This is a genomic window from Microvirga solisilvae, from assembly GCF_022808595.1.
In the GTDB taxonomy this organism is placed as follows: domain Bacteria; phylum Pseudomonadota; class Alphaproteobacteria; order Rhizobiales; family Beijerinckiaceae; genus Microvirga; species Microvirga solisilvae.
In genome coordinates this window covers 110,769-136,026 of the sequence record NZ_JAKUCN010000008.1, presented here as the reverse complement: position 1 = coordinate 136,026, position 25,258 = coordinate 110,769, and the positions used below count along the sequence as shown (strand labels likewise).

Genomic DNA, 25,258 nt, shown 5'->3' with positions numbered 1-25,258 from the left:
GTCCCTTAAGCAGGCTTGGTCCGAACGATCTCGGTTTCCGTGATGACAACGTCGAGCAGGCGGTCATGCTCCTCGACCGGAACCTGCTCGATCTCCTGAACCGCATAAGCGAGGCCAATGGTCAAGGTGGGATGCTGCTTTTCGAGCGCCGCGATGGCCCGGTCGAAATGGCCCTTGCCGTAGCCGATGCGCCCTCCCCTTCGGTCGAAGGCGACGAGCGGAACGATGAGGCATTTCGGGAAAACCTCCGGCGCATCGGGGCCGGGCTCGCGCACGCCGAAGCCGCCTTTGACTAGTACGTCGCCCGGCTGCCAGAGGCGCCAGCTCAAATGGGGATGGAGGATTTGCGAGAGGGCCACGTCCTGCCCGCGCTCCAGGAGCGCTTCCATCAGGGGACGCGGATCGACCTCGCTGCGGATCGGCCAATAGCCACCAACGGGGGTGATTTCTCGAAGATCGGAAAGGCCGAGGGCCTGGGCCGTGATGGCCTGGGCCGCCTCCTCGCAAAACGCCTTGTCGAGCCCGTCGCGGCGGGCGAGCGCTTCCTGGCGGAGCTGCTCTTTCAAAACCGGAGGAGGAGAAGAATGCATGGAGTGCGGAGCCACAAAAGCCGTCGGAGAAGCGATCCCGGGAACCTACAAAGTAGGTGGGCGCCATATGTTCCGGTCCACGGACCGGGCAGGGACAGCTCCCGTTGGGATCGATAAGGCCCCGGGGAATATGAACTCCTAACGCGCCCCGCAGCCCCGCCTTTCTTATGTAGGGAGGAAGCGGATGGGTTGAAAGGGGAAAGTGAGACCGGCCTCAAGATATTCAGAAGCCTGGAAACACCGAAGACCCGGACCCGCGTGCGGCAAAACACGCCTCGGGGAAAATTCCGATGTCTTTCCCTAAGGTCATAGACTATAGTTCTACCTGTGGGGGATGTGCCATCGCTCAGGGAGGAACCATGGCTCATCTTAAACCGAACAATTACAAAGAACTGTCGTCACGAAACTATAATGGATCTCCCCGCATCGACGCCATGATGCGGGAAGTATTGCATATGATCGGCAATATCGACTTTGAGCACGAGGTCGAGCTGGACAAGTTGCAGAAGAGCGCCGCCAATCAGGAGCTCAAAGGCTATATCGAGAGGAAGATCAGGGCGGCCTACGCTGAGAGGCGAGGCCCCTATGTGGAGCTTCTGGCAACGCTCCGGCAGCGCCAGCACAGATTGTCGTTTCCCTCATAGACATCATGCATAATGCGTCATCCCGGACGGCATGAGCCGATCCGGGATGACGTCTTTTGAATTCAGAAGACGTCTACTCAATTGATGTGGAATCAGCCCATCCGCCTCTCGACTTCGAAGAGACACGCAACGTAACAGGGTTACGCAAAGCAACTTCGAAGGTCGAAATAAAATGCTGAACTTCATCCCCAAGCCGGTCCAGTGGTTCCTGGGCCTCGTGATCCTCGTCGGCCTCGGCTATGGCCTCTGGGAATGGACCACGTCCATGGGCCGGGAGCGGCTCATCGATGTGGCCAAGGTGCAGAACCTCTGCCAGTCGGTGGAATGCGCCGAGGGCATCACGCAGGTTTCCGCCCTTCTCGGCACGAAATACAGCGTAGCCCCGTCCCTGATTCAGTGGTGCGTCGGCGTCGACCGCTGGGCCGGCACGCGCGCCCGGAAGATGGAATGGCTGAAGGGCATCGTCGTTTCGGGCATGTACCTGCCCTGCCCCAGCATCACCGAAGGACGGCGGTAATCCGCATCGCAACGGATAGGGCTGCTGTGTCAGCCCTATTCCTCTGCCCTCACGGGCGCATTCAGGCTGCGCGCCAGCTGCTCGATCCGCTCGGCGGCCCTGTGCAGCCCCTCCGCCAGTTGCGCTTCAACGGAATGGAGGCGCTCGTCACCGGACGAACCGCCTGCCCTGAGTCGAGTCAGCTCGGCCTCCGCAACAGCCAGCCGCCTCTTGGCCTCATGCAGCTCGTCGGCCTGGCTCATGGCAGCCATGACATGGAGGCGTAGGTCGTCGATCGCGCCGAAGGCCCCGCGCATCTCCTCGATCCTGGCGGCATAAGAGGCGGCAAGCCTCTCCACATGCGCTTCCTCGCCATCCGCACAGGCGATCCGGTAGGTCTGTCCGGCGATGATGACGGTCACCTGGGCCATCGGTCAGCCCTCTTCCATCACGGGCTGCCCGGCTTGGGCCAGCACGTTCTGGACGGCGTGGATGGCAAGCTGAACGCGCCGGCTCACATCGTCGGTCGCGACCTCGTAGCGTTGAAGGCGGGTGAGCGCCCCGTCCAGGTCCTCGGCGAGGCGGGACCGGTCCTCCTGCATGAGCTGCAGCTCGGTCTCCAGGCTGCCTTTCCGCCTCTCGGCGTCCAAACGGCGGGACACGGAGGCTTCGAGAAGCCCCAGGGCCGCATCGAGCCGTTTCATCGCGTCGTCGAGGGGGGACGTCATTCTGCCTCCGGGAATCGCTGTCGAGCCTAGTCATGACAGCCTCCGCGAGCAACGGTTCATCAGAGGATTAAGCCCCTTGGTGCCTTTGACTCGAAGTCCCCGCGTGTTAAGGAGCCCACGCCTTTTCCCAGACAGACCCGCCCCTTCGCGGGGCTACACAATTTGTGGATCACGCCGTGCTGAACACCGCTACCGCCGATCGCGTCACCCATTCCGATCTGGCGAACGCCGTGCGCGTCCTCGCCATGGATGCCGTCGAACAAGCCAAATCCGGACACCCCGGCCTGCCCATGGGCGCCGCCGATATCGCCACGGTGCTGTTCACCAAGTTCCTGAAATACGATGCCGCCGACCCGACCTGGCCGGATCGCGACCGCTTCATCCTCTCGGCCGGCCACGGCTCGATGCTGCTCTACGCCCTGCTCCACCTGACCGGCGTGAAGGGCATGACCATCGAGGAGCTGAAGAACTTCCGTAAGCTCGACTCGAAGACCCCGGGCCATCCGGAAAACTTCATGACGCCGGGCGTCGAGACCACCACGGGCCCGCTCGGGCAGGGCATCGCCACGGCTGTGGGCTTCGCGCTCGCCGAGCGCATGCTCAACGCCGAATACGGCAACGACCTCGTCGACCATTACACCTACGTACTCGCCTCCGACGGCGACCTGATGGAAGGCATCAGCCAGGAGGCGATTTCGCTCGCCGGCCACCTGAAGCTCAACCGCATGATCGTCCTGTGGGACGACAACGAGATTTCCATCGACGGCCCGCTCTCGATCGCCGACTCGGTCGATCAGGTGAAGCGCTTCCAGGCCTGCGGCTGGAACGCGGTGCGCATCGACGGTCACGACCCCAAGGCAATCCAGCGCGCCATTTCGCGCGCCCAGAAGTCGGACAAGCCGACCCTGATCGCCTGCAAAACCACCATCGGCTACGGCGCTCCGAAGAAGGCCGGCACCTCAAAGGCCCACGGCGAGCCGCTCGGCGCCGAGGAGCTTGCGGGCGCGAAGGCCACCTACGGCTGGAGCCACGAGCCCTTCGTGATTCCGCAGAACATCCAGGAAGCCTGGGCGAAGGCCGGCAAGAAGGGCCGCCGCCTGCGCAAGGCCTGGACCGACCGCCTGAAGGCCCTCTCCGCCGACAAGCGCGGCGAGTTCGAGCGCCGCGTGAAGGGTCAGCGTCCGCAGGCTCTGGCCGACGCTGTCGCCAAGCTGAAGGACAAGCTCGTCGCCGAGCCGCAGAACGTCGCCACCCGCAAGGCCAGCGAGATCGCGCTCGAGGTGATCACCGAGGCCGTGCCGGAGCTGGTGTTGGGCTCGGCGGATCTTACGCCCTCCAACAACACCAAGACCAAGAACCTCACCGCCATCTCGCCGGGCAATTACGCGGGCCGTTACATCCATTACGGCATCCGCGAGCACGGCATGGCGGCGGCCATGAACGGCATCGCGCTCCATGGCGGCTATGTGCCCGCCGGCGCGACCTTCCTGGTCTTCACCGATTACGCCCGTCCGGCCATGCGCATCGCGGCTCTCGCCGGCATTCCGGCAGTCTATGTCATGACCCACGACTCCATCGGTCTGGGTGAGGACGGCCCGACCCACCAGCCGGTGGAGCATCTGGCGGCTCTCCGCTCCATGCCGAATATGCGCGTGTTCCGCCCGGCGGACGCCATCGAGACGGCGGAAGCCTGGCAAATGGCCCTCGAGAACACCAAGAGCCCGACGACGCTCGCTCTGACCCGCCAGAACCTACCGCAGGTTCGTAAGGAAGGCGGCGCGAAGAACCTGTCCGCCACCGGCGCCTACGAGCTGTCGCCCGCCAACGGCAAAGCCCGCGCCACGATCTTCGCTTCGGGCTCCGAGGTCGAGATCGCGCTGGCCGCCCAGAAGCTGCTGGCCGAGAAGAATTTCGAGGCCCGCGTGGTTTCCGTGCCTTCGCTCGACCTGTTCCTGGCCCAGCCCGAGAAGGTGCGCCACGAGATCATCGGCGATGCGCCGATCAAGGTCGCCGTGGAAGCCGCCGTTCGCTTCGGCTGGGATTCGGTGATCGGCCCGGACGGAATTTTCGTCGGCATGCATGGGTTTGGCGCGAGCGCGCCCTACAAGGACCTCTACAAGCATTTCGGCATCACGCCCGAGGCAGTAGCGGAAAAAGTTCTCAGGACGCATAATCTCTGAAACTGATGGAGGCTTCAGCCTCAACACAAGGGAGTTAAGACTATGACGGTGAAGGTCGCGATCAACGGTTTCGGTCGCATCGGACGCAACATCCTCCGCGGCATCGTGGAGAGCGGCCGCACGGATATCGAGGTTGTTGCCATCAACGATCTCGGCCCGGTGGAAACGAATGCCCACCTCCTGCGCTTCGACTCCGTCCATGGCCGCTTCCCGGCGGACGTGCAGGTCGAGGGCGAGTTCCTGATCATCAACGGCAAGAAGATCCGCGTCACCGCGATCAAGGATCCGGCGACTCTGCCGCACCGCGAACTCGGCGTCGACATCGCCATGGAATGCACAGGCATCTTCACCTCGAAGGAGAAGGCCTCCGCGCACCTCACCGCCGGCGCCAAGCGCGTCATCGTCTCGGCCCCCGCCGACGGCGCTGATCTCACCGTCGTCTATGGCGTGAACCACGACAAGCTGACGAAGGATCACATCGTCATCTCGAACGCCTCCTGCACCACGAACTGCCTCGCGCCCGTCGCGAAGGTGCTTCATGAGACGGTGGGCATCGAGAAGGGCTTCATGACCACGATCCACTCGTACACCAACGATCAGCCGACGCTCGATCAGATGCACAAGGATCTGTACCGCGCCCGCGCTGCCGCCCTGAACATGATCCCGACCTCGACGGGTGCAGCGAAGGCCGTCGGCCTCGTTCTGCCGGAGCTCAACGGCAAGCTCGATGGTTCCTCGATCCGCGTGCCGACCCCGAACGTGTCCGTCGTCGACTTCAAGTTCGTGGCCAAGAAGAGCACGTCCGTTCAGGAAATCAACGACGCCATCAAGGCTGCGGCCAATGGCTCGCTGAAGGGCGTTCTCGGCGTCACCGATCAGCCGAACGTGTCGTCGGACTTCAACCACGATCCGCATTCCTCGGTCTTCCACCTGGATCAGACCAAGGTGATGGAAGGCAACTTCGTGCGCGTGCTGTCCTGGTACGACAACGAGTGGGGCTTCTCGAACCGCATGGCCGACACGGCCATCGCCATGGCGAAGCTCATCTAAGGGAGGCTGCTCAATGACCGCCTTCCGCACGCTCGACCAAGCCGACGTCAAAGGTAAACGCGTTCTCGTCCGTGTGGACCTCAACGTTCCCATGGAAAACGGCAGGGTGACGGACGCCACGCGCATCGAGCGCGTGCTTCCCACAATCCGTGAAATCTCCGACAAGGGCGGCAAGGTGATCCTGCTCGCCCATTTCGGACGCCCGAAGGGACGCGACCCGAAGGAGTCGCTGAAGCCGGTTGCGGAAGCGGTCTCGCAGCACCTCAAGAAAAACGTGGCCTTCGCCGATGATTGCATCGGCGAAGCCGCAGCAAATGCCGTTTCCTCGCTGAAGGACGGCGACATTCTCCTTCTCGAAAACACCCGTTTCCATGCGGGCGAGGAGAAGAACGATCCGGCCTTCGTGAAAGAACTCGCGAAGCTCGGCGACCTTTACGTGAACGACGCCTTCTCGGCCGCGCACCGCGCGCATGCTTCGACGGAAGGCCTTGCCCGCGTGCTGCCCGGCTATGCCGGCCGCACCATGCAGGCGGAACTCGACGCTTTGACGAAAGGCCTCGAGGCGCCGAAGCGTCCGGTCGTCGCCATCGTCGGCGGCGCGAAGGTTTCGTCCAAGATCGATCTTCTCGAGAACCTCGTGACCAAGGTCGACGCTCTCGTCATCGGCGGCGGCATGGCCAACACCTTCGTGCATGCGACGGGCCTGAATGTCGGCAAGTCGCTCGCCGAGAAGGACCTCGCCGCGACCGCCATGCGCATCATCGAGAAGGCGCGCGCTTCCAACTGCGCGATCATCCTTCCCGTCGACGGCGTCTGCGCCTACGAGTTCAAGGCCGGCGCGCATAACCAGACCTACGGCATCGACGCGATCCCCGACGACCAGATGATTCTCGACGTGGGCTCGCAGTCGGTCGAGCGCATCAACGCCGCCATCAACGACGCGGCGACTCTGGTGTGGAACGGCCCGCTCGGCGCCTTCGAAATTCCGCCCTTCGACCAGGGCACGGTGGCAGCGGCCCGTCACGCGGCGCAGCGCACCAAGGAAGGCAAGCTCGTTTCCGTCGCCGGCGGCGGCGATACGGTTGCGGCCCTCAACCACGCTGGCGTTGCGGAAAGCTTCTCCTATGTATCCACGGCAGGCGGCGCCTTCCTCGAATGGCTCGAGGGCAAGGCGCTTCCCGGCGTGGACGCTCTGCGAGTCTAAGTGAGCATCCTCCGACGAAGGGCTTATCGCTTCGTCGGAGAAACAATGCGACAGGCTCGGGACGCTTAATCGCCGGTTCAGGTTGACGACGCTTATAAAGCTAAAACCAATACGGAGGACGAGATGGCCCGCATCACCATGAGGCAGCTTCTGGATCACGCAGCCGAGCAAGGCTACGGCGTGCCTGCCTTCAACATCAACAACATGGAGCAGGCGCTCGCGATCATGGCAGCCGCCAGCGAGGTCGATGCGCCGGTGATCATCCAGGCGAGCCGCGGCGCGCGCTCCTATGCTAACGACGTCATGCTCAAGCACATGATGGACGCGGTCACCGAGATCTATCCGCATATTCCGGTCTGCGTGCATCTCGACCACGGCAACGAGCCCGCCACCTGCATGACCGCGATCCAGGCCGGCTTCACCTCGGTGATGATGGACGGTTCGCTGAAAGCCGACGGCAAGACCCCGGGCGATTGGGACTACAATGTGGGCGTCACCAAGAAGGTGGTCGAGATGGCCCATCTCGGCGGCATCTCGGTGGAAGGCGAGCTCGGCGTGCTGGGCTCTCTCGAAACCGGTGAAGGCGAGGCCGAGGACGGCCACGGCGCCGAGGGCAAGCTCTCGCACGATCAGCTTCTGACAAACCCCGACGAGGCCGTGAAGTTCGTGGCCGAGACGAAGGTCGACGCGCTCGCCATCGCCATGGGCACCTCGCACGGCGCCTACAAGTTCACCCGCAAGCCCGATGGCGCGATCCTCGCGATGAACATCATCGAGGAGATTCACAAGAAGCTCCCGAACATGCATCTCGTGATGCACGGCTCGTCTTCCGTGCCGCAGGATCTGCAGGACATCATCAACCAGTATGGCGGCCAGATGAAGCCGACCTGGGGCGTGCCAGTGGAAGAGATCCAGCGCGGCATCAAGCATGGCGTGCGCAAGATCAACATCGACACCGACAACCGCATGGCGATGACCGGCCAGATCCGAAAGATCCTGACCGAGAACCCCGGCGAGTTCGACCCGCGCAAGTATCTCAAGCCCGCCATGGACGCGATGACGAAGCTCTGCAAGCAGCGCCTGCAGGAGTTCAACACCGCAGGCCAGGCCTCGAAGATCAAGCGCGTGTTCACGCTCGCCGAGATGGCCAAGCGCTACGCCTCCGGCGAACTCGACCCGACCTTCGGCTCCAGCCGTCAGGCGGCTGAGTAAAACCGACCCGGCTTTCGCCGTAATCCTCATCGACAAGCGGGGCCTCGCAAGATGGCCCCGTTTTCGTTATGGGATGTCTGTCTTCACGTTTTTGAGTTTTGTGATCGATGTCCGCGCCCGCTCGTCTCTATCTCATCACCCCCGTCCTGGAGGATGCCTCCTTCGCCCCCAAGCTGGCCGAGGCCTGCAAGGGCGGAACTGTCGCCGCCGTGCTGCTGCGCCTAGCCGCGGCTGACGAGCGCAGCCTCACCAATCTGGTGAAGGCGCTTGCCCCCTCCGCCCAGGAGCATGGCGCGGCCGTCATCGTCACCACGGACGGCGAGGCTGACATCGCCAACGTGGCCGTGCGCGGCGGCGCGGATGGAGCCCATATCTCTGCCCAGGCCTCGGGCGCCGATCCGGCCCAGATCCGTGAGCTGCGCGAGCGCCTGAAAGCCGAGCGCGCCATCGGCGTAGGCGGCATCCGCACCAAGGACGATGCCATGACGCTTGGCGAGGCTGGCGTCGATTACCTGCTGTTCGGCGAGCCCCGCCGCGACGGCTCCCTCCCCTCCCTGGAAAGCGTCATCGAGCGCGCCGCCTGGTGGGCCGAGATTTTCGAGACGCCCTGCGTGGCCTATGCGCCGAGCCTGGAGGCCGTGGAGGCGCTGAGCCTGACGCAATCCGAGTTCGTGGCGCTGGGCGATGCAGTCTGGAACCACCCACAGGGAGTTGCCGCCGCCGTGAAGGCCGCAGCCGAAATCCTTGAGCGGACGGAGTTGTCCCGTTGATGCGGGCTTCCCTCATCGGCGGCGTCCTGCTGCTGGCCTCCCTTGCCGGAGTCCGGGCGGCACAGCCCGACCTCGCCTATGGCGCCTATCAGCGCGGCCACTACCTGACGGCCTTCCGCGAAGCGACCCTGCGGATCGAGAAAAACAAGAACGATGCTCCCGCCATGACGCTTCTGGGCGAGCTCTACAACCAGGGCCTCGGTGTGGGGCTGGACGCGAAGAAGGCGGCCGAGTGGTATCAGATCGCGGCGCGGCTCGGTGACGCCAACGCCCTATCGTCCCTAGGCCTGATGGCCCTCGACGGGCGCGGCATGCCGAAGAACCCTGCTCAAGGGAAAGCCTGGCTCGAAGAGGCCGCCGCCAAGGGCAATCCGGTCGCCAGCCATAACCTCGCCCTGCTGCTTCTGACCAGCGGCTCCGACATGGACATGGAGCAGGCGGTCGAACTCCTACGCAAGGCGGCGGATGCGGAAATTCCCGATGCGCAGCATGCGCTCGGCGTTCTCTATCTCAAGGGCCGAGGCGTCGCGAAGGACGCCTCCGAGGCCGCCCGTCTCTTCGAGCGCGCTGCGAAGAACGGCAGCTCCGTGGGCGAAGTGGAATACGCCATTCTGCTCTTCAACGGCGAGGGCGTAACGGCCTCCGAATCCCAGGCCGCCCGTTATTTCCGCCGCGCTGCCGCCAAGGGCAACGCCATCGCCCAGAACCGTCTGGCGCGCCTGCTCGTCGTCGGCAGGGGCGTTCCCGCCAACAAGGTCGATGCAGCAGCCTGGCACATCCTCGCCGCCGCCCAAGGCCTCGCCGATCCCTGGCTCGACAACGCCTTCAAAGAGCTGACCGCCGAGGAGCGCACCCGCGCCGAAAGGCTCGTCGCCCAGCGTCTCGGGGTGCGGTAAGGTGCAGGCACCTCCGCATGTCATTCCCGCGAAAGCGGACCCGAAGGGCCGCGCCGGAGGCGTGGAAATCCATATCCGCTAACGACCCAGGACAAAGCGCTACGGCTTCCGCTTCATTCTCAAACGTCGTGGTTATGGATCCCCGCCTGCGCGGGGATGACAGTAGAGAGCAGAGCGCCACGTCCGGGAGCCCCAAATCGCACAGATGAGGGATCATTTGGGCACCGGCCCGGTTATCCCCCGCTTGACGCCGCCCCTCCCGTGGTTCATCGACCACATCATCTGAATTTTCGCTCTTTGCCAGGACCTGTCCAATGATCCGCTCGCCCCTCATGACCGTCATGACCGATGCCGTGATGAAGGCTTCGCGATCCTTGAAGCGCGACTTCGGCGAGGTGGAGAACCTGCAGGTTTCGCGCAAAGGCCCCGGCGACTTCGTGTCCGCCGCCGACCGCAAGGCCGAGAAGATCCTGCGTGAAGCCCTTGAGAAGGCCCGTCCCGGCTACGGCTTCGTCATGGAGGAATCCGGCATCGTCGAGGGCACTGATACGAGCCACCGCTGGCATATCGACCCGCTCGACGGCACCACGAACTTCCTGCACGGCCTGCCGCAATTCGCGATCTCCGTCGGCCTCGAGCGCGATGGCCAGATCGTCGCCGGCGTGATCTACGACCCCGCCAAGGACGAGCTGTTCATCGCCGAGAAGGGCAAGGGCGCCTATCTCAACAACCGCCGCATCCGCGTGGCGGCCCGCGACGAGATGGCGGAAGCCGTCGTCGCCTGCGGCCTGCCCCATATCGGCAAGGGCGATCACGGCCTCTTCATGCGTGAGTGCGTGTCCGTCATGGCCAATGCCGGCGGCATGCGCCGCTTCGGCGCTGCAGCCCTCGACTTGGCTTATGTGGCCTGCGGACGCTTCGACGCTTATTGGGAGCGTGGCCTGAACACCTGGGACATCGCGGCGGGCATCCTCATGGTGCGCGAGGCCGGCGGCTACGTCTCCGATGCGGACGGCGTTCCGAACCCCATGGCCACCGGCTCCGTCGCCTGCGGCAACGAGTTCATGCATCGCGAGCTTCTGAAGCTGCTCAAGAAGGCAAAAGCCTGATTTTTGGAGCATTGGACTGGTCCCAAAAGTGCAAATCCACTTTTGGGTCCGATGCTTTAGGATACGATATTCCTGTTCGTGGCCTAGAGTGCGGCCATGCTCGTGCTTGATCCTTGGGGACGGGGCGGTCACACTGCATCAGCCCCGAAGCACTTGAGCACAGGATAACGATGGCGGACCAACCCCTTACCCCACCGCGGATCTATCTCATCCGCATGGCGGTCTTTCTGGTTTTGGCTGGGTTTATCGCCTTCATCCTGTACAGGCAGATCTGGGAGGCCTTCCAGGCGAATCCCGGCCTCAACGCCCTGATCCTGGGCGTGATGTTCATCGGCATCATCCTGGCCATCCGCCAGGTCTGGCGCCTCTTCCCCGAAGTGCGCTGGGTCAACACCCTGCGCCAGACTGAGGAAGGGCTGGTCGCCCCCACCCCGCCGGTGCTGCTTGCTCCCATGGCGGCCTTCATCGGCAACCGCTCGGGCAATTCCGTCTCCATCGCGGCCATGCGCTCCCTGCTCGACTCGGTCGGCGCACGCCTCGACGAGAGCCGCGAGATCCTGCGCTACATGGCGGGCCTTCTGGTGTTCCTCGGCCTCCTCGGCACCTTCTGGGGCCTCATCGACACGGTGGGGTCGGTCGGCCGGATCATCGGGTCGCTCCGCACGGGCCAGGATTCGGCCGTGCTCTTCGACGAATTGAAGAACTCGCTGGCAGGCCCGCTCCAGGGCATGGGCCTCTCCTTCTCGGCCTCGCTCTTCGGCTTGGCCGGATCGCTCGTTCTCGGCTTCCTCGACCTGCAGGTCGGCCAGGCGCAGAACCGCTTCTATACGGAGCTGGAGGATTGGCTCGCCACCACCACCTCCGACACGCCCACCGATGCGCTTCCGCGCTCCACGACGCCGCACGATCTGACGGTCGCCCTCAACCGCCTCACCGCCGCCGTGAACGATGGCGCGGGTGGGCGCGCGGCGACGCAGGCCATGGCCAATCTCGCCGAAGGCGTGCAGGGCCTCGTCCAGCACATGCGCGCGGAGCAGCAGATGATCCGCGACTGGGTGGAGGCTCAGGCCACCCGCGAGAAGGAGCTGAAGCAGGTGCTCGACCGCATCTCCCGTGAAAGGCTCTCCTGATGCCGGTTTCGAGTTCAGGGGGACGCAGGCGCGGGCGCGGCGGGCAGCTCAATTACTGGCCGGGCTTCGTGGATGCTCTCTCCACGCTGCTTCTCGCCATCATCTTCCTGATTTCGGTCTTCACGGTCGGGCAGTTCTTCCTGTCCCGCGAGCTGTCTGGCCGCGACACGGTGCTCGACAGGCTCAACCGCCAGATCGCGGAACTCACCGATCTCCTCTCCCTCGAACGCTCGGGCCGTCGCACGGCGGAGGAGAGCATTTCATCTCTGCAAAGCACTTTACGCGCGGCGGAAGCCGAGCGGGCACGTCTGCAAGGCCTCGTGGAATCGGGCGGTGCGGCGCAAAGCCAAGCCGGTGAGCTGAGCGCCGCGCTCGAGGCCGAGAAGCAGGCCACCGGCCGGGCCTTGAGCCAGGTGGAAATCCTCAACCAGCAGATCGCCGCCATGCGCCGCCAGCTCGCGGCGCTGGAAGAGGCGCTCAATGCTTCCGAAAACCGAGACAAGGAAAGCCAGGCCCGCATCGCCGATCTCGGCAGCCGCCTGAACGTGGCGCTGGCCCAGCGCGTGCAGGAACTCGCCCGCTACCGCTCCGACTTCTTCGGACGCCTGCGGCAGATCCTCGGCAACCGGCCCGATGTGCGTATCGTCGGCGACCGCTTCGTGTTCCAGTCGGAAGTGCTCTTCCCCGCGGGCCAAGCCTTCCTGCGCCCCGAGGCTTCCGGCGAAATCGACCGTATCGCCAGCGCCCTCGTCGAGTTGGAAAAGCAGGTGCCGCCGGATATTCCATGGGTGATCCGCGTCGACGGCCACACCGATGCGCGCCCGATCAATACCGCGCAATTCGCCTCGAACTGGGCTCTCTCCTCGGCCCGCGCCATCGCGATGGTGCAGGCGCTCATCGCCCGGGGCGTGCAGCCGCAGCACCTCGTCGCGGCAGGTTTCGGTGAGTATCAGCCGCTCGATAACGGCACGACGGAAGAGGCTTACGCACGCAACCGGCGCATCGAGCTGAAGCTGACGGAACGGTAAAGCTCACAGGTCCTTCCCCAGCGCCCGTGCGACATCCTTCACCTGCAGGCCGACGCGCTTTACGGTCTCGACGATGTCGCGGCGCGGCACGTTCCATCGGTCGGACCAATAGCGCATCTCCCAATCCTCATGGAGATTGATGCGCGCCGCATCCTGCGGATGCCTTCTGAAGGTTGCCGCCATCCCCGGCCTCCCCTGATCATGCAGGGCCGATCTCCGTCGGCCCTCGAACCAACGGCGCGTGGGGCGATGGGTTCAGTTATTCGGCGGCGATGCCGCTCTCTTGCGCACTCGTGAACTGAAGGCGTGCGAGGCGGGCATAAAGGCCACCTTGAGCGAGCAGGCTTTCATGATTGCCCTCCTCCACGATCCGCCCCTTGTCTATGACGAGGATCCGGTCGGCGGAGCGCACGGTGGCGAGGCGATGGGCGATGACGAGGGTCGTGCGGCCTTCCATCAGCCGGTCGAGAGCCTCCTGCACCTTGCGTTCACTCTCTGCATCGAGGGCCGAGGTGGCCTCGTCGAGGAGCAGGATCGGCGCGTCTTTCAGGATCGCGCGGGCAATGGCGAGGCGCTGGCGCTGGCCGCCGGAAAGCGTAACGCCGCGCTCGCCGATGAGGGTCGCATAACCCTGCGGCAGAGCCTCGATGAAGCCGTGGGCGGAGGCGAGTTCGGCTGCGCGGCGCACCTCGTCCTCGGAGGCATCGGGGCGTCCGTAGCGGATGTTGTCGAGCACGCTTGTCGCAAAGATCGTGGGCTCCTGCGGCACCAGCGCCATACGAGCGCGGAGCGCAAACGGATCGGCCTCGGTAACCGGCACCCCATCGACCTCGATCATGCCGTTTTGCGGATCGTAGAAGCGCAGCAGCAGCTGAAGAATGGTGCTCTTGCCCGCGCCGGACGGGCCGACGATGGCGACCCGCTCGCCCGGTGAGACCGTGAAGCTCAGGCCATGCAGCGCTCGCTGCTCGGAGCGGGTGGGATAGGCGAAATGCACATCCTGGAAGGCCATGGTGCCGAGCGGCGGCTGCGGCAGGGCTTTCGGGTTCTGCGGGGCCTCAACAGCGGGCTTGGCCTCAAGAATCTCGCCTAAGCGTTCCGCCGCGCCGGCTGCCTGCGACAACTCGCCATAGACCTCGGAGAGCTGGCCGAGCGAGCTTGCGGCAAAGACCGCATAAAGCACGAATTGCGACAGCCGCCCGGCGGTCATGGCGCCGGCAAGCACGTCCTGCGCGCCGTACCAGAGCACGGCAACCACGCTCGCCGAGACCATGAAGATGCCTGCCCCCGTGAGAAAGGAGCGCATGGTGGTGGAAAGCCGCGCGGCATCGAACGCCTCCTCGGCGGCGAGCGCGAAACGGGAGGCGGTGAGGCTTTCCATGCCGAAGGCCTGCATGGTCCTGACCGCCCCGACGGCCTCCGCCGCATAGGCCGAGGCATCGGCAAGCCGGTCCTGTGCCGCGCGGGAACGCCGCCGCACCGCCCGGCCCGAAAGCACGAGGGGCAGCACGATCAGGGGAATGGCGAGGAGCACGAGAGCCGAGAGCTTCGGGCTCGTGATGATCATGAGCGCCACCGCGCCCAGGAACAGAAAGAGGTTGCGCAGCGCAATCGAGATGCTGACCCCGAAGGCCGCCTTCACCTGGGTGGTATCGGCAGTGAGCCGCGAGACGATCTCGCCGCTCTTGGTCTGGTCGAAGAAGGCGGGATCGAGCGAGGTCAGGTGCCGGAACACGGCGGAGCGCAGATCCGCCACCACGCGTTCGCCCAAGGTGATAACGAGGTAATAGCGAAGGGCGCTGGAGATGGCGAGAACGGCCACCACCACGATCAGCAGCAGGAAATAGGCGCTGATATAGGCCCTGCCCTGCTCCGAGAACCCGAAATCCACCACCCGGCGCACGGCGACCGGCACCACGAGGGTGGCGGCAGACGCCATGGTCAGCGCGGCCAGGGCCCCCGCGATGCGTCCTTTATAGGCCAGGCCATAGGGAACGAGCGGCTTGAGGGCACCAAGCGCGGCTTTGGGACGGGATTGGGCTTCAGAATATTCGGCCATCGCAGCCTTCATTTCAGGAATTCATGGACAGAGCCGTTTCCATGGGCGGGGAAACGGCCCGTTTCATTGAGGTGCCTCAATTTTCGATAAAGAAGCGGCCTACCTCTCCGAAAAATGCTCTGGAGCGGTTTAACACCTTTGCCCCCGCTTGTTTCAAGGTTGTAAGTGGGGTATAGGCGCGCATTCACCAATTCAGGCTCGATCTTACGCTGCGGGCTGACCAGATGTGGCTGGCCGCAAGAAGGACTATGGCAATGGCGCGCAAAGAAACCGATCACCCCGACTACCACTTCATCAAGGTGGTCCTGACCAACGGCACCGAGTACACCACCCGCTCGACCTACGGCAAAGAGGGCGATGTCCTCAACCTCGACATCGACCCGAGCACCCACCCGGCCTGGACCGGCGGTTCGCAGCAGCTGCTCGACCGCGGCGGCCGCGTGTCGCGCTTCACCTCGAAGTTCGGCAACCTGGGCGTCAAGAAGTAATCCGACCCTTCGGACACTTCGACCGGAATGCAAAAAGCCCCGCTCAAGCGGGGCTTTTTTGTTGTTTTGGACCCATTCTCTGGATCTCATCCTGATCCGATGCACCCTGCCGTCATCCCCGCGCAGGCGGGGATCCATATCCGCTAATGATGCAGAATGAAGCGGATGGGGAGCGCAGCGTCCCTCCTCCAACCGTCGTGGTTGTGGATTCCCGCCTTCGCGGGAATGACAACTGAAGGAGCTTTTGAAGCCATATCCTTGAGGTTTAGCTCAATAATGACTGGACGGCTGAGAGGCCTTTACTCCGCCGGAGCAAACGCCCGCTGGAGCATGCCGAGCTGGAGCGCCACCGGGTTCTCCCCCTGCGGCTGGAGCGGGGCCTCCTCCACGGCCTCCATGAGCAGGCGCTCAAGGTGGAGGATGCGGGCGTGAAGCCGCGTCGCAAGGCCGATCAGCTCGCGCAATCGCAGCGGCAGGGCCTCGTAATCCACCAGCGTCGTGGAGGTCTCATGGGAGTTCAGGCGCACCCGGGCCTTTTCGGCCTGGGCCTGATCCGGCGTGATCTCGCCTTCGGCGACGGCGCGCTGGAGCAGGAGCCAGGAGGCAACCTGCATGAGGCGGGTCGTCAGGCGCATGCTCTCGGAGGCATAGGCCACGCTCGCCTCGCGCTTGAGATGGCGCGATTCCTCGCGGCCGGGCCCATCGAGATAGGCCGCTGTCTCCTCGACAAGCTCCATGCCCTCCTGGAAGAGGGCGGAAAACGCTTCCGAGCCCACGAAATTGTGGCCGAAGCGCGCAGGTTCGATGTCGAGTCGGATCACGTCGGGCTCGTTCAAGAGACCGTCTCCCCAAGGCGATAACCCCGGCCGGAACCGGGTCAAGTTCATGTGCTGGAGGGGAATATAGAACGGGCTTTGCCGGGATGCTCTGGTAACCTCTTCTTAAGGTTAAGCCAGAAGGTTGCGTCCCCGCGCCACAAAAAGCGAGCCGCTCAAAGCGGCTCTTGGGAGTCTAACAGGGAGGCGTCCAACAGAGTGGGAGGAAGACCACTCAGGACCATCCGGCGGGAGAAAACCGGACGCTCCTACGTTGGCGCAAAATCATTAAAACCACGTTAACCTTGCCCGAGCCTGAAGAAGGCGCTGGCGGCATCCCGGGAATTTTCCTTCACGCGCTTCGCCTCCTTCAGACGGGCGATTTCCTTTTCCAGCACGGCTACGCGCTCATCGAGCTCATCCACCGAGAGCATCGACAGGTCCTGGCCGATTTCGTGGGCGCTTACCATTACGCGCGGCTCGTCGCCGAAGGGATCGAAGGCCATGGCATTCTCCTCCTGTAGAGATATCGTCTGAACGTTAATCCGGCATGCCTTGCTTGCCAACTTTGCCCTATATGGGCCGAGCATGACCAAAGGAGGGACAAGATGGAGCCGATTCCAGGCACGATGCGCGCGGTCGTCGCGGATGGCCAAGGCGGTCCTGAGGTCCTGAAGCTGGTCGAACGGCCGGTGCCGCAGCCCATGGAAGGCGAAATCCTGGTGCGTGTGCGCTTTGCCGGGGTGAACCGCCCGGACGTAATCCAGCGCCAGGGCGGCTATCCCCCTCCTCCCGGTGCGCCGGACATTCTCGGCCTCGAAATCGCGGGCGAGGTGGTGGCGCTGGGCCAGGGAGCGAGCCGGTTCGGCCTTGGCGCCAAGGTCATGGCCCTGGTGCCGGGCGGGGGTTATGCCGATTACGCGGTGGTCCATGAGGACAATACCCTGCCCGTACCGGACGCCCTCTCCCTGGAACAGGCCGGCGCCGTTCCGGAAACCTATTTCACGGTCTGGACCAACGTGTTCGAACGCGGGGCCCTGAAGGAGGGCGAGACCCTGCTCGTCCATGGCGGCACCTCCGGCATCGGCACCACGGCGATCCAGCTCGCCAAGGCTTTCGGCGCCAAGGTGATCGCGACCGCGGGCAGCCCCGAGAAATGCGAAGCCTGCCTTCGGCTCGGAGCGGATGTGGTGGTCGACTACCGGAATTATGATTTCGTGGCCGCCGTGAAGGAGGCGACCGACGGCCGCGGCGCGGACGTGATCCTCGATATGGTGGGCGGCGACTACATTCCCCGCAACCACGAGGCCGCCGCCCAGGATGGGCGCATCGTCCAGATCGCCTTCCTGAAAGGCAGCAAGGTCGAGGTGGATTTCCGCCGCCTCATGCTCAAGCGCCTCACCCATACGGGCTCGACCCTGCGCTCCCGCTCAGTTTTGGAGAAAGCAGCCATCGCCCAGGCTCTCGAGGCCAAGGTTCTGCCTCTGCTGGCCCAAGGGCTCTGCAGGCCGGCGATGGATTCGACCTATCCCCTGGAGGATGTGGCCAAGGCCCATGCCCGGATGGACGGGGGCGAGCATATCGGGAAGATCGTGCTGAAGGTCTAAGGGTTCCTTTGGGGTCCAATGCGTTAAAGTTTGCAACATCGCCCGACGCTCCCTATAATCACCCCGTTTCCCTCACATCGTGAGACGAGATGCTCCGGGCCCACCGGTTCGGAGCGCAAGAGAGTTTTGCCGTGCGGCGCCGATGTCCGGTGCCCGGCTCGAAGGAGGTTCACCCCATGTCCCAGGGACCGCTGATGCCGAAGGCGACGGCCGTTTGGCTCGTCGAGAACACGTCGCTGTCGTTCGACCAGATCGCCGATTTCTGCAAGCTCCACCCGCTCGAGGTGAAGGGCATCGCCGACGGCGAAGTCGCGGCAGGCATCAAGGGGCTCGACCCGATCACCACGGGCCAGCTGACCCGCGAAGAGATCGAGAAGGCTCAGGCCGATACCAGCCACCGCCTGAAGCTCGCCGAGTCGCGCGTGAAGCTGCCGGAGCAGAAGAAGATCAAGAAGGGCCCGCGCTACACCCCCGTGTCGCGCCGCCACGACCGCCCCAACGCGATCCTCTGGCTCGTGCGCAACCATCCGGAGCTGAAGGACGCGCAGATCATGCGCCTCGTCGGCACCACCAAGACCACGATCCAGCAGGTTCGTGAGCGCACCCACTGGAATTCCGCGAGCCTTTCGCCGATGGACCCGGTGACGCTGGGCCTCTGCTCGCAGATCGATCTCGACTTCGAGGTGCAGCGCGCTGCCAAGGACCGTCCGCATGTGGAGCCGCAGGATCAGGGCGGCACCCTGCTCCCGGCGGAAGTCTCCACCGCCGAGCCTACGCGCGATGAGCCCTTCGCCGACATGAGCCGCCCGAAGCCGCAGCCGGAAGAAGACATCGACGTCAACTCGGTCTTCGCCAAGCTCAAGCAGCTCAAGCGCTCGGACGACGAGGAAGAATAAAACGAAAGGCCCGGAGCGATCCGGGCCTTTTTGTTTGCGCTCACGGCAGGCGTCATCCCGGACGAAGCGCAGCACCGATCCGGGATCGCTTTAAGGATGAAGCGCCCCTCTCAACAGAGCATTGCGCGGTTCGTGATCGAAAGCCCAATCATCTGCGATAGCTTCAAAAGTTTGATCCCGAAAATAAAACAGGAAATGCCGCGAGGTGTTCTTCTCCGATGAAATCGGAACCCAGTCCGTCGGGAGATCTCGAGCCGGATCATCACCATGGATCTCATAAAACTCGCCCCATTGGGGCACTACCTTGCTGTAGCGACACTGCCCGCGATACCAACCTTCGTCGTTTGTAGCCCCAATCCGGTATTTGACGCATTTGGTGAAGCGGAGAACTCCAATTTCGTTCTCTTCGAATTGTTTGAAGAGTTGGGCATTGAGGACAAATTCAAGCAGAACATCCGCCCCTGAGAGTGACGCTTTGGGGTTAGGAGCATTCGGCTCTGCGTTCCAATCCTTATTGAGTTTCTCGAACCGAAGACCGGACATAGGGGCTGTAGCTTGCCACGAGCTTTGATCTCTTGGCTTAGAGCGGGTCAAGAGAGTCTTGAATATCGAGAGCAACATCAAGCTATCCAACCACGCCTCGGCTCTTCAGCACATCGCCGATCTCCTCGAGGATCGCGGGATCGTCGATAGTAGCGGGCATGTTCCATGCGTCGCCGTCGGCGATCTTCTTCATGGTGCCGCGCAGGATTTTTCCCGAGCGTGTCTTCGGCAGGCGCTGCACGGTGATGGCGAGCTTGAAGGCGGCCACAGGTCCGATCTTCTCGCGCACGAGACCGACGAGTTCCTTCTCGATCTCCTCCGGCGTTTTCTGCACGCCGGATTTCAGCACCACGAAGCCGCAGGGCACTTCGCCTTTGAGCTGATCCTTCATGCCGATCACGGCACATTCGGCAACGGCCGGATGGGAGGCGAGCACTTCCTCCATGCCGCCGGTGGAGAGACGATGGCCCGCCACGTTGATGATGTCGTCCGTGCGGCCCATCACCCATACGTAACCATCCTCGTCGATGTAGCCCGCATCGGACGTGTTGTAATAGCCGGGATAGACGGAGAGGTAGGATTCCTTGAAGCGCTCATCCGCCTGCCAGAGCGTCGGCAGCGCACCGGGCGGCAGCGGCAGCTTGATGACGATGGAGCCCATGGTGCCGGGAGCGACCTGCTTGCCGCCCTCATCCAGCACCTCTACCGTGTAGCCCGGCAGCGGCACCGTGGGCGAGCCGTGCTTGACGGGAAGCGCTTCGATCCCGAGCGGATTGCCGACCACCGGCCAGCCGGTTTCCGTCTGCCACCAATGATCGATCACCGGCACGTGCAGAATGTCCTCGGCCCATTTGACCGTATCGGGATCGGCGCGCTCGCCTGCGAGGAACAGCGCGCGGAACGAGGACATGTCGTATTTCTTGAGGAGTTCCGCTTTTGAATCTTCCTTCTTGATCGCACGAAACGCCGTGGGCGCGGTGAACAGCGTCACGACGCCATGATCGGAAATCACGCGCCAATACGCGCCCGCATCCGGCGTGCCGACCGGTTTGCCCTCGTAGAGAATGGCCGTGCAGCCATGCAGCAGCGGCGCGTAGACGATGTAGGAATGGCCGACCACCCAACCCACATCGGACGCGGCCCAGAACACTTCGCCGGGCTTCACGCCGAAGAAATTGCTCATGCTCCATTTGAGCGCGACCATGTGGCCGCCATTGTCGCGCACCACGCCTTTCGGCTTGCCGGTGGTGCCCGACGTGTAGAGCACGTAGAGCGGATCGGTGGCGGCGACGGGCACGCATTCGGCACGTCTGTTTTCCGATTTCGCTTTCGCGACTTCCTGCGCCCAATCGAGATCGCGGCCCTCGATGCGCGGGCATTCGAGCTGCGGGCGCTGATGGATCAGGCATGCATCGGGCTTGGTCGAGGAGAGCTGGATCGCCTCGTCGAGCAGCGGCTTGTAAGGAACAACCTTTGCGCCTTCGATGCCGCATGACGCGGAGAGAATGACCTTCGGCTTCGCATCGTCGATGCGGGTCGCGAGCTCCTTCGCGGCGAAACCGCCGAACACCACGGAATGGATCGCGCCGATGCGCGCGCAGGCGAGCATCGCGAAAGCCGCTTCCGGGATCATCGGCATGTAGACGATCACGCGGTCGCCTTTCTCGACGCCCATGCTTTGCAGCACGGCGGCGAGCGCGGAGACCTCATCTTTCAACTCGGCGTAAGAGATGCTGCGCTTGGAATTCGTGACCGGGCTGTCGTAGATGATCGCGGCCTGATCGCCGCGCGTCGCCGCGTGACGGTCGACGGCGTTGTAGCAGGTGTTGCATTCCGCGCCTTCGAACCAGCGGCCATAGGCGCCCGATTGCGGGTTGAACACCTTGTCGGCGGGCTTGAACCAGTCGATCTCCCGGGCGGCCTCGCGCCAGAACCCTTCCGGATCGGATTTCCAGCGGGCATAGACCTCACGATAGCGGCCTTGGGTTGATGAGCCTTGGGTTGATGTCATGGCGCTTCCCCGTTGCTTTCACCGCATGAGACTTGAGCGTGCCGTTGTGGTAGCAGGCAAAGCAACTGTGGTCAGGAACGACTTTCGGCCACTCGACTTTCGGCGAGTTCTTAGACTTCGATGATTACCAATCCGCTTTTCTACGCCGCCGCCATTCCGGCCGTCACGCTCATGGGACTTGCCAAGGGCGGTTTATCGGGGCTGGGGCTTCTCTCCCTGCCGCTGATGGCGCTGGCGGTCTCGCCGGTGCAGGCCGCCGCCATCACGCTGCCGATCCTGATCGTGCAGGATGTGGTGTCCGTCTGGGCCTACAGGCACACCTGGGACAAGCGGAACGTAGTGCTGCTGATCGCAGGCGCGACCCTGGGTGTTCTCATGGGATATCTTCTCGCGGCGCAGGTCTCGGATGCTGCGATCAAGCTTGCGGTAGGCGTGATCTCCATCGCGTTTGCGATCCGCCGGATGATGCTGGAGCGCAGCGCCATCCCGCCTGAGGCGGCTTATGCCGATACGCCGCGCGGCCTCTTCTGGGGTTGGGTGACGGGTTTCACCAGCATGATTGCGCATGCGGGCGGACCGCCCTTCCAGATCTACGTGATGCCGCAGAAACTGCCGCGTGACGTCTTCGTCGGCACCGGCGCGGTGGTGTTCGGCATCCTCAACTGGATCAAGGTGCCGCCCTATGCAGCGCTGGGGCAGTTCACGATGGAAAATCTGGTGACCGCAGCGGCGCTCTTTCCCGTGGCCATCGCCTCCACCTGGGCGGGCGTTCTGCTCGTGCGGCGCGTGTCCGGGCAGAGCTTCTACACGGCGGTCTATGTTCTCTTGGTGCTGGTGGGCGGCAAGCTCGTCTATGACGGCGCGAGCGCGCTTTTCTGATCTCAAAGAAAAAGCCGCCGCCTCTCGAAGGAAGCGACGGCTCTTTTTGGGAAATGATGAAAGTCGGCCTTTAATGCACCGCCGTATCTGAACTACGAAGGCGGCTGATCTCGTCCTTCAGTTGGAGTTTTTTCCGCTTCAGTTCTGCAAGTCTCATGTCGTCCATCGATGGGCTGTTGAGGGCGTCTTGGATCTCGCGCTCAAGAGCCCTGTGCTTACGCTCAAGCTCTACCAGATGGTTCTGCAGCGGCATGTCAGTTCCTCCTGTCTGATTACTGACAGGCGATAGTTTGCCAGACATACTATGGCGAGTCGAAGGCGAAATTGACAAAAATCGACCGGTGAAGAGGCTGCCTTCATCTTGCCCTTCAAAGGCCTTGCGCGCATAATCCCGCGCTCTTCCCGGGCCCTCGTGGGGCTTGGAACTCTAGGTTGATTTTTGAATGACCGAGCAGGCTGACCTCGAAACGGACTTGGCGCGCCTCAAGCAGGAGCACCGCGATCTCGACATGGCCATCGATGCCCTCGAGAGCATGATTGCCGGGGACCAACTCCAGCTTCAGCGCCTCAAGAAGCGCAAGCTCGCTCTCAAGGACCAGATCATCCGACTGGAAGACCAGCTCACGCCCGACATCATTGCCTGAAAAGGCTTGAGCTTTTCGTCCCGAATGCTTGCCTGCCGGGAGCGGCTTCGTTATGTCCGGCTCTTACCTTAGGCGTTGAAAGCCGGAGCATGTCATGGCGAAAGCCCCCGTTGCCATCATCATGGGCAGTCAGTCGGACTGGGCGACCATGCGCCATGCCGCCGAAACCCTGGACGCGCTCGGCATAGCCTACGACGCCCGCATCGTTTCCGCCCACCGCACCCCGGATCGGCTCGTGGCCTTCGCCAAGGGCGCCAAGGCCGAAGGGTTCCAGGTGATCATCGCTGGCGCAGGGGGTGCTGCCCACCTGCCCGGCATGGCGGCCTCTATGACCCCCCTCCCCGTCTTCGGTGTGCCGGTGGAATCGAAGGCCCTGTCCGGCCAGGACAGCCTGCTCTCCATCGTGCAGATGCCCGCCGGCATTCCGGTCGGCACCCTCGCCATCGGCCGGGCCGGCGCCGTGAATGCGGCCCTTCTCTCCGCCGCCGTGCTCGCCCTCCACGATTCGGGCCTTGCAGAGCGGCTCGATGCCTGGCGCAAGCGCCAGAGCGACAGCGTCGCCGAACGCCCCTCCGACGAAGGTTGAAAAATCCATGATCCGTCCCGGCTGCACCATCGGAATCCTCGGAGGCGGGCAGCTTGGCCGCATGATGGCAATCGCCGCCGCCCAGCTCGGATTGAGAGCGCATATTTACGCCCCTGAAGAGAACAGCCCCGCCTTCGACGTGGCCGCCGACATCACTGTCGCCCCTTACGAGGACGAGGCGGCGCTGGTGCGCTTCGCCAAGTCCGTCGACGTAGTGACGTATGAATTCGAGAACGTGCCGAGCGAGACCGCCGCGACCTTGAGCGCCCATACCCTGCTCGCGCCCAATGCCCAGGCGCTTGCCGTCTCGCAGGACCGTTTCCTGGAAAAGACCTTCATCTCCGGCCTCGGCATTCCGGTGGCTCCTTTTGCGGCCTTCGCCAACGAGGCGGAGCTGCTCGAGGCCGTGGAGCGGCTCGGCCGCCCCGCCGTGCTCAAGACCCGCCGCTTCGGCTATGACGGCAAGGGCCAGGTCATGATCCGGCCCGGCACCGACCCGGCCGCCGCCTGGGCAGAGATCGGCCGCGCGCCATCGATCCTCGAAGGCTTCGTGCCCTTCGAACGCGAGGTTTCGGTGGTGGGCGCCCGCACGGCCTCCGGCGCCTTCGCGGCCTATGATCTGTGCGCCAACGAGCACAAGCACCACATTCTCGACACCACCCGGGTTCCGGCAGGCGTCTCGGCCCCAACCGAGGCGGAGGCCATGCGGATCGCCAAGACAATTGCCGACGCCCTGGATTATGTGGGCGTGCTCGCCGTCGAGCTGTTCCTGGTCTCGGAGAACGGCTCCGAGCGTCTGGTGGTGAACGAGATCGCCCCCCGGGTGCATAATTCCGGCCACTGGACCCTGGGCGGGGCCACGACCTCGCAATTCGAGCAGCATATCCGCGCCGTCTGCGGCTGGCCCTTGGGCTCTGCCGTCCGCCTCGGCCAGGTCGAGATGCAGAACCTCATCGGCCACGATGTGGACGAGTGGGAGCGGATCCTGGCCGAGCCGGGGGCCTATCTGCAGCTTTACGGCAAGGCGGAAGCAAGAGCGGGCCGCAAGATGGGCCACGTGACCCGCGTTTTTCCTGAAAAGGGCTGAAACCTTACGATTTTGCCGGCGTTATCACCCTGGCGTGGCGCTTTTGTCGGAACGAACCCTGGACAGGTAAGGCTTCTTCTGGTATCGACGCCCACCAAGATTGAGGTGCGCATGACGCGCCTCGTTTTCTTTTACACAATCGAAACGGTTCAAAACACGAGGAATTCGCGTGCAGGTTCTTGTCCGGGATAACAACGTCGATCAGGCGCTCCGCGCTCTCAAGAAAAAGATGCAGCGTGAGGGCATCTTCCGCGAGATGAAGCTCCGCGGCCACTACGAGAAGCCGTCTGAGAAGAAGGCCCGCGAGAAGGCCGAGGCCGTCCGCCGCGCCCGCAAGCTGATCCGTAAGCGCATGCAGCGCGAAGGCCTTCTGCCTTCGAAGCCGCGCCCCACGGCTCGCTAAGACCGATACGCAGGCCTAACGGCCAGCCCGTCGATTGTGAATCAGCGCCCTCTGCGCCAGCAGGGGCGCTGTTTGCATTTCAGGACCATCCCATCCTCTCTGCGGCGACGTTTTGACCCCCTCCCCCTGCCGCAGATCGGACTATAATCCTCTTCCCCGCCTTTCTGTTGCCGTGTTTCACGGATGTTAAGGTTTATCCTTTA

Annotated in this window: 29 protein-coding genes and 1 other RNA gene; 19 read left to right on the top strand and 11 right to left on the bottom strand. The window is 63.6% G+C overall.

The window, feature by feature from the left end:
* Positions 1 to 5 precede the first annotated feature (5 nt).
* Together MJ639_RS15695 and ssrS are read right to left on the bottom strand one after the other, a co-directional pair.
* Positions 6 to 590, bottom strand: coding sequence for a 5-formyltetrahydrofolate cyclo-ligase (locus MJ639_RS15695; RefSeq protein WP_243374786.1), 585 nt, complete (start codon positions 588 to 590; stop codon positions 6 to 8).
* A gap of 4 nt (positions 591 to 594) precedes the next feature.
* A non-coding RNA gene (gene ssrS, locus MJ639_RS15690) (6S RNA) lies at positions 595 to 750 on the bottom strand.
* A 199-nt stretch (positions 751 to 949) separates the two neighbouring features.
* On the opposite strand from ssrS, the gene MJ639_RS15685 reads away from it, so the two are divergent.
* Together MJ639_RS15685 and MJ639_RS15680 are read left to right on the top strand one after the other, a co-directional pair.
* Positions 950 to 1,234, top strand: a complete 285-nt coding sequence (locus tag MJ639_RS15685) for a hypothetical protein (protein ID WP_243374785.1) — start codon at positions 950 to 952, stop codon at positions 1,232 to 1,234.
* A 172-nt stretch (positions 1,235 to 1,406) separates the two neighbouring features.
* A complete protein-coding gene (locus MJ639_RS15680; RefSeq protein WP_243374783.1) occupies positions 1,407 to 1,751 on the top strand; it encodes a hypothetical protein in 345 nt (114 codons plus the stop codon).
* A 35-nt stretch (positions 1,752 to 1,786) separates the two neighbouring features.
* Here the strand turns inward: MJ639_RS15680 and MJ639_RS15675 are convergent, their stop codons facing one another.
* Both MJ639_RS15675 and MJ639_RS15670 read right to left on the bottom strand, forming a co-directional pair.
* Positions 1,787 to 2,161 carry a cell division protein ZapA gene (locus MJ639_RS15675; protein WP_243374781.1) on the bottom strand — a complete coding sequence of 125 codons (375 nt, stop codon included), beginning with the start codon at positions 2,159 to 2,161 and terminating at the stop codon, positions 1,787 to 1,789.
* A 3-nt stretch (positions 2,162 to 2,164) separates the two neighbouring features.
* Positions 2,165 to 2,458, bottom strand: coding sequence for a DUF4164 domain-containing protein (locus MJ639_RS15670; protein WP_243374780.1), 294 nt, complete (start codon positions 2,456 to 2,458; stop codon positions 2,165 to 2,167).
* A gap of 245 nt (positions 2,459 to 2,703) precedes the next feature.
* On the opposite strand from MJ639_RS15670, the gene tkt reads away from it, so the two are divergent.
* The 9 genes from tkt to MJ639_RS15625 all read left to right on the top strand — a co-directional run bounded on the left by tkt (position 2,704) and on the right by MJ639_RS15625 (position 13,037).
* Positions 2,704 to 4,638: a transketolase gene (gene tkt, locus MJ639_RS15665; protein ID WP_243374930.1), complete on the top strand. Its 1,935-nt coding sequence runs from the start codon at positions 2,704 to 2,706 to the stop codon at positions 4,636 to 4,638.
* A gap of 42 nt (positions 4,639 to 4,680) precedes the next feature.
* The gene (gap, locus tag MJ639_RS15660; protein WP_243374778.1) at positions 4,681 to 5,688 is read left to right on the top strand and encodes a type I glyceraldehyde-3-phosphate dehydrogenase; all 1,008 of its coding nucleotides are present in this window, start codon (positions 4,681 to 4,683) and stop codon (positions 5,686 to 5,688) included.
* Positions 5,689 to 5,701: 13 nt separating this feature from the next.
* Positions 5,702 to 6,892 (top strand): phosphoglycerate kinase, encoded by a 1,191-nt coding sequence (locus MJ639_RS15655; protein ID WP_243374776.1) that lies wholly within the window; start codon positions 5,702 to 5,704, stop codon positions 6,890 to 6,892.
* 123 nt (positions 6,893 to 7,015) lie between these two features.
* Positions 7,016 to 8,104, top strand: a complete 1,089-nt coding sequence (gene fba, locus MJ639_RS15650) for a class II fructose-bisphosphate aldolase (RefSeq protein WP_243374774.1) — start codon at positions 7,016 to 7,018, stop codon at positions 8,102 to 8,104.
* Between the two features lie 107 nt (positions 8,105 to 8,211).
* Positions 8,212 to 8,874, top strand: coding sequence for a thiamine phosphate synthase (locus MJ639_RS15645; RefSeq protein ID WP_243374771.1), 663 nt, complete (start codon positions 8,212 to 8,214; stop codon positions 8,872 to 8,874).
* The gene (locus MJ639_RS15640; protein WP_243374769.1) at positions 8,874 to 9,770 is read left to right on the top strand and encodes a tetratricopeptide repeat protein; all 897 of its coding nucleotides are present in this window, start codon (positions 8,874 to 8,876) and stop codon (positions 9,768 to 9,770) included. The genes MJ639_RS15645 and MJ639_RS15640 overlap by 1 nt, the downstream gene beginning before the upstream one ends.
* Before the next feature lie 314 nt (positions 9,771 to 10,084).
* Positions 10,085 to 10,879, top strand: coding sequence for an inositol monophosphatase family protein (locus tag MJ639_RS15635; RefSeq protein ID WP_243374767.1), 795 nt, complete (start codon positions 10,085 to 10,087; stop codon positions 10,877 to 10,879).
* A gap of 170 nt (positions 10,880 to 11,049) precedes the next feature.
* Positions 11,050 to 12,009, top strand: a complete 960-nt coding sequence (locus MJ639_RS15630) for a MotA/TolQ/ExbB proton channel family protein (RefSeq protein WP_243374765.1) — start codon at positions 11,050 to 11,052, stop codon at positions 12,007 to 12,009.
* Positions 12,009 to 13,037, top strand: coding sequence for a peptidoglycan -binding protein (locus tag MJ639_RS15625; RefSeq protein ID WP_243374763.1), 1,029 nt, complete (start codon positions 12,009 to 12,011; stop codon positions 13,035 to 13,037). The genes MJ639_RS15630 and MJ639_RS15625 overlap by 1 nt, the downstream gene beginning before the upstream one ends.
* Positions 13,038 to 13,040: 3 nt before the next feature.
* Here the strand turns inward: MJ639_RS15625 and MJ639_RS15620 are convergent, their stop codons facing one another.
* Together MJ639_RS15620 and MJ639_RS15615 are read right to left on the bottom strand one after the other, a co-directional pair.
* A complete protein-coding gene (locus MJ639_RS15620; protein WP_243374761.1) occupies positions 13,041 to 13,220 on the bottom strand; it encodes a DUF3606 domain-containing protein in 180 nt (59 codons plus the stop codon).
* A 76-nt stretch (positions 13,221 to 13,296) separates the two neighbouring features.
* Complete coding sequence (locus MJ639_RS15615; RefSeq protein WP_243374759.1) at positions 13,297 to 15,096, bottom strand: ABC transporter transmembrane domain-containing protein; 1,800 nt, start codon at positions 15,094 to 15,096, stop codon at positions 13,297 to 13,299.
* Positions 15,097 to 15,350: 254 nt separating this feature from the next.
* Between MJ639_RS15615 and rpmE the strand changes: the two genes are divergently transcribed.
* The gene (gene rpmE / locus MJ639_RS15610) at positions 15,351 to 15,584 is read left to right on the top strand and encodes a 50S ribosomal protein L31 (protein WP_243374757.1); all 234 of its coding nucleotides are present in this window, start codon (positions 15,351 to 15,353) and stop codon (positions 15,582 to 15,584) included.
* 299 nt (positions 15,585 to 15,883) lie between these two features.
* On the opposite strand, the gene rcdA is transcribed toward rpmE, so the two are convergent.
* Both rcdA and MJ639_RS15600 read right to left on the bottom strand, forming a co-directional pair.
* Positions 15,884 to 16,420: a protease adaptor protein RcdA gene (gene rcdA, locus MJ639_RS15605; protein ID WP_243374755.1), complete on the bottom strand. Its 537-nt coding sequence runs from the start codon at positions 16,418 to 16,420 to the stop codon at positions 15,884 to 15,886.
* 278 nt (positions 16,421 to 16,698) lie between these two features.
* A complete protein-coding gene (locus MJ639_RS15600; RefSeq protein ID WP_243374753.1) occupies positions 16,699 to 16,905 on the bottom strand; it encodes a DUF1192 domain-containing protein in 207 nt (68 codons plus the stop codon).
* Between the two features lie 102 nt (positions 16,906 to 17,007).
* Here MJ639_RS15600 and MJ639_RS15595 point away from each other — a divergent pair, with 102 nt between their 5' ends.
* Positions 17,008 to 18,006 carry an NAD(P)H-quinone oxidoreductase gene (locus tag MJ639_RS15595; protein ID WP_243374750.1) on the top strand — a complete coding sequence of 333 codons (999 nt, stop codon included), beginning with the start codon at positions 17,008 to 17,010 and terminating at the stop codon, positions 18,004 to 18,006.
* A 176-nt stretch (positions 18,007 to 18,182) separates the two neighbouring features.
* Entirely contained in the window at positions 18,183 to 18,902 is a 720-nt protein-coding gene (locus MJ639_RS15590; protein ID WP_243374741.1) for a DUF1013 domain-containing protein, read from the top strand.
* Between the two features lie 90 nt (positions 18,903 to 18,992).
* Here the strand turns inward: MJ639_RS15590 and MJ639_RS15585 are convergent, their stop codons facing one another.
* Both MJ639_RS15585 and MJ639_RS15580 read right to left on the bottom strand, forming a co-directional pair.
* Positions 18,993 to 19,523 carry a hypothetical protein gene (locus MJ639_RS15585; RefSeq protein WP_243374731.1) on the bottom strand — a complete coding sequence of 177 codons (531 nt, stop codon included), beginning with the start codon at positions 19,521 to 19,523 and terminating at the stop codon, positions 18,993 to 18,995.
* 4 nt (positions 19,524 to 19,527) lie between these two features.
* A complete protein-coding gene (locus tag MJ639_RS15580; RefSeq protein ID WP_243374729.1) occupies positions 19,528 to 21,456 on the bottom strand; it encodes a propionyl-CoA synthetase in 1,929 nt (642 codons plus the stop codon).
* Between the two features lie 120 nt (positions 21,457 to 21,576).
* On the opposite strand from MJ639_RS15580, the gene MJ639_RS15575 reads away from it, so the two are divergent.
* Positions 21,577 to 22,335, top strand: a complete 759-nt coding sequence (locus MJ639_RS15575; protein WP_243374727.1) for a sulfite exporter TauE/SafE family protein — start codon at positions 21,577 to 21,579, stop codon at positions 22,333 to 22,335.
* A 70-nt stretch (positions 22,336 to 22,405) separates the two neighbouring features.
* On the opposite strand, the gene MJ639_RS15570 is transcribed toward MJ639_RS15575, so the two are convergent.
* The gene (locus MJ639_RS15570; protein WP_243374716.1) at positions 22,406 to 22,588 is read right to left on the bottom strand and encodes a YdcH family protein; all 183 of its coding nucleotides are present in this window, start codon (positions 22,586 to 22,588) and stop codon (positions 22,406 to 22,408) included.
* 190 nt (positions 22,589 to 22,778) lie between these two features.
* Between MJ639_RS15570 and MJ639_RS15565 the strand changes: the two genes are divergently transcribed.
* From MJ639_RS15565 to rpsU, 4 genes are all read left to right on the top strand, one after another.
* Positions 22,779 to 22,979, top strand: a complete 201-nt coding sequence (locus MJ639_RS15565; protein WP_243374715.1) for a YdcH family protein — start codon at positions 22,779 to 22,781, stop codon at positions 22,977 to 22,979.
* Positions 22,980 to 23,073: 94 nt separating this feature from the next.
* Positions 23,074 to 23,565: a 5-(carboxyamino)imidazole ribonucleotide mutase gene (gene purE / locus MJ639_RS15560; RefSeq protein ID WP_243374713.1), complete on the top strand. Its 492-nt coding sequence runs from the start codon at positions 23,074 to 23,076 to the stop codon at positions 23,563 to 23,565.
* A 7-nt stretch (positions 23,566 to 23,572) separates the two neighbouring features.
* Entirely contained in the window at positions 23,573 to 24,652 is a 1,080-nt protein-coding gene (locus MJ639_RS15555; protein WP_243374711.1) for a 5-(carboxyamino)imidazole ribonucleotide synthase, read from the top strand.
* Positions 24,653 to 24,821: 169 nt separating this feature from the next.
* The gene (gene rpsU, locus MJ639_RS15550) at positions 24,822 to 25,055 is read left to right on the top strand and encodes a 30S ribosomal protein S21 (protein WP_091137512.1); all 234 of its coding nucleotides are present in this window, start codon (positions 24,822 to 24,824) and stop codon (positions 25,053 to 25,055) included.
* Positions 25,056 to 25,258 lie beyond the last annotated feature (203 nt).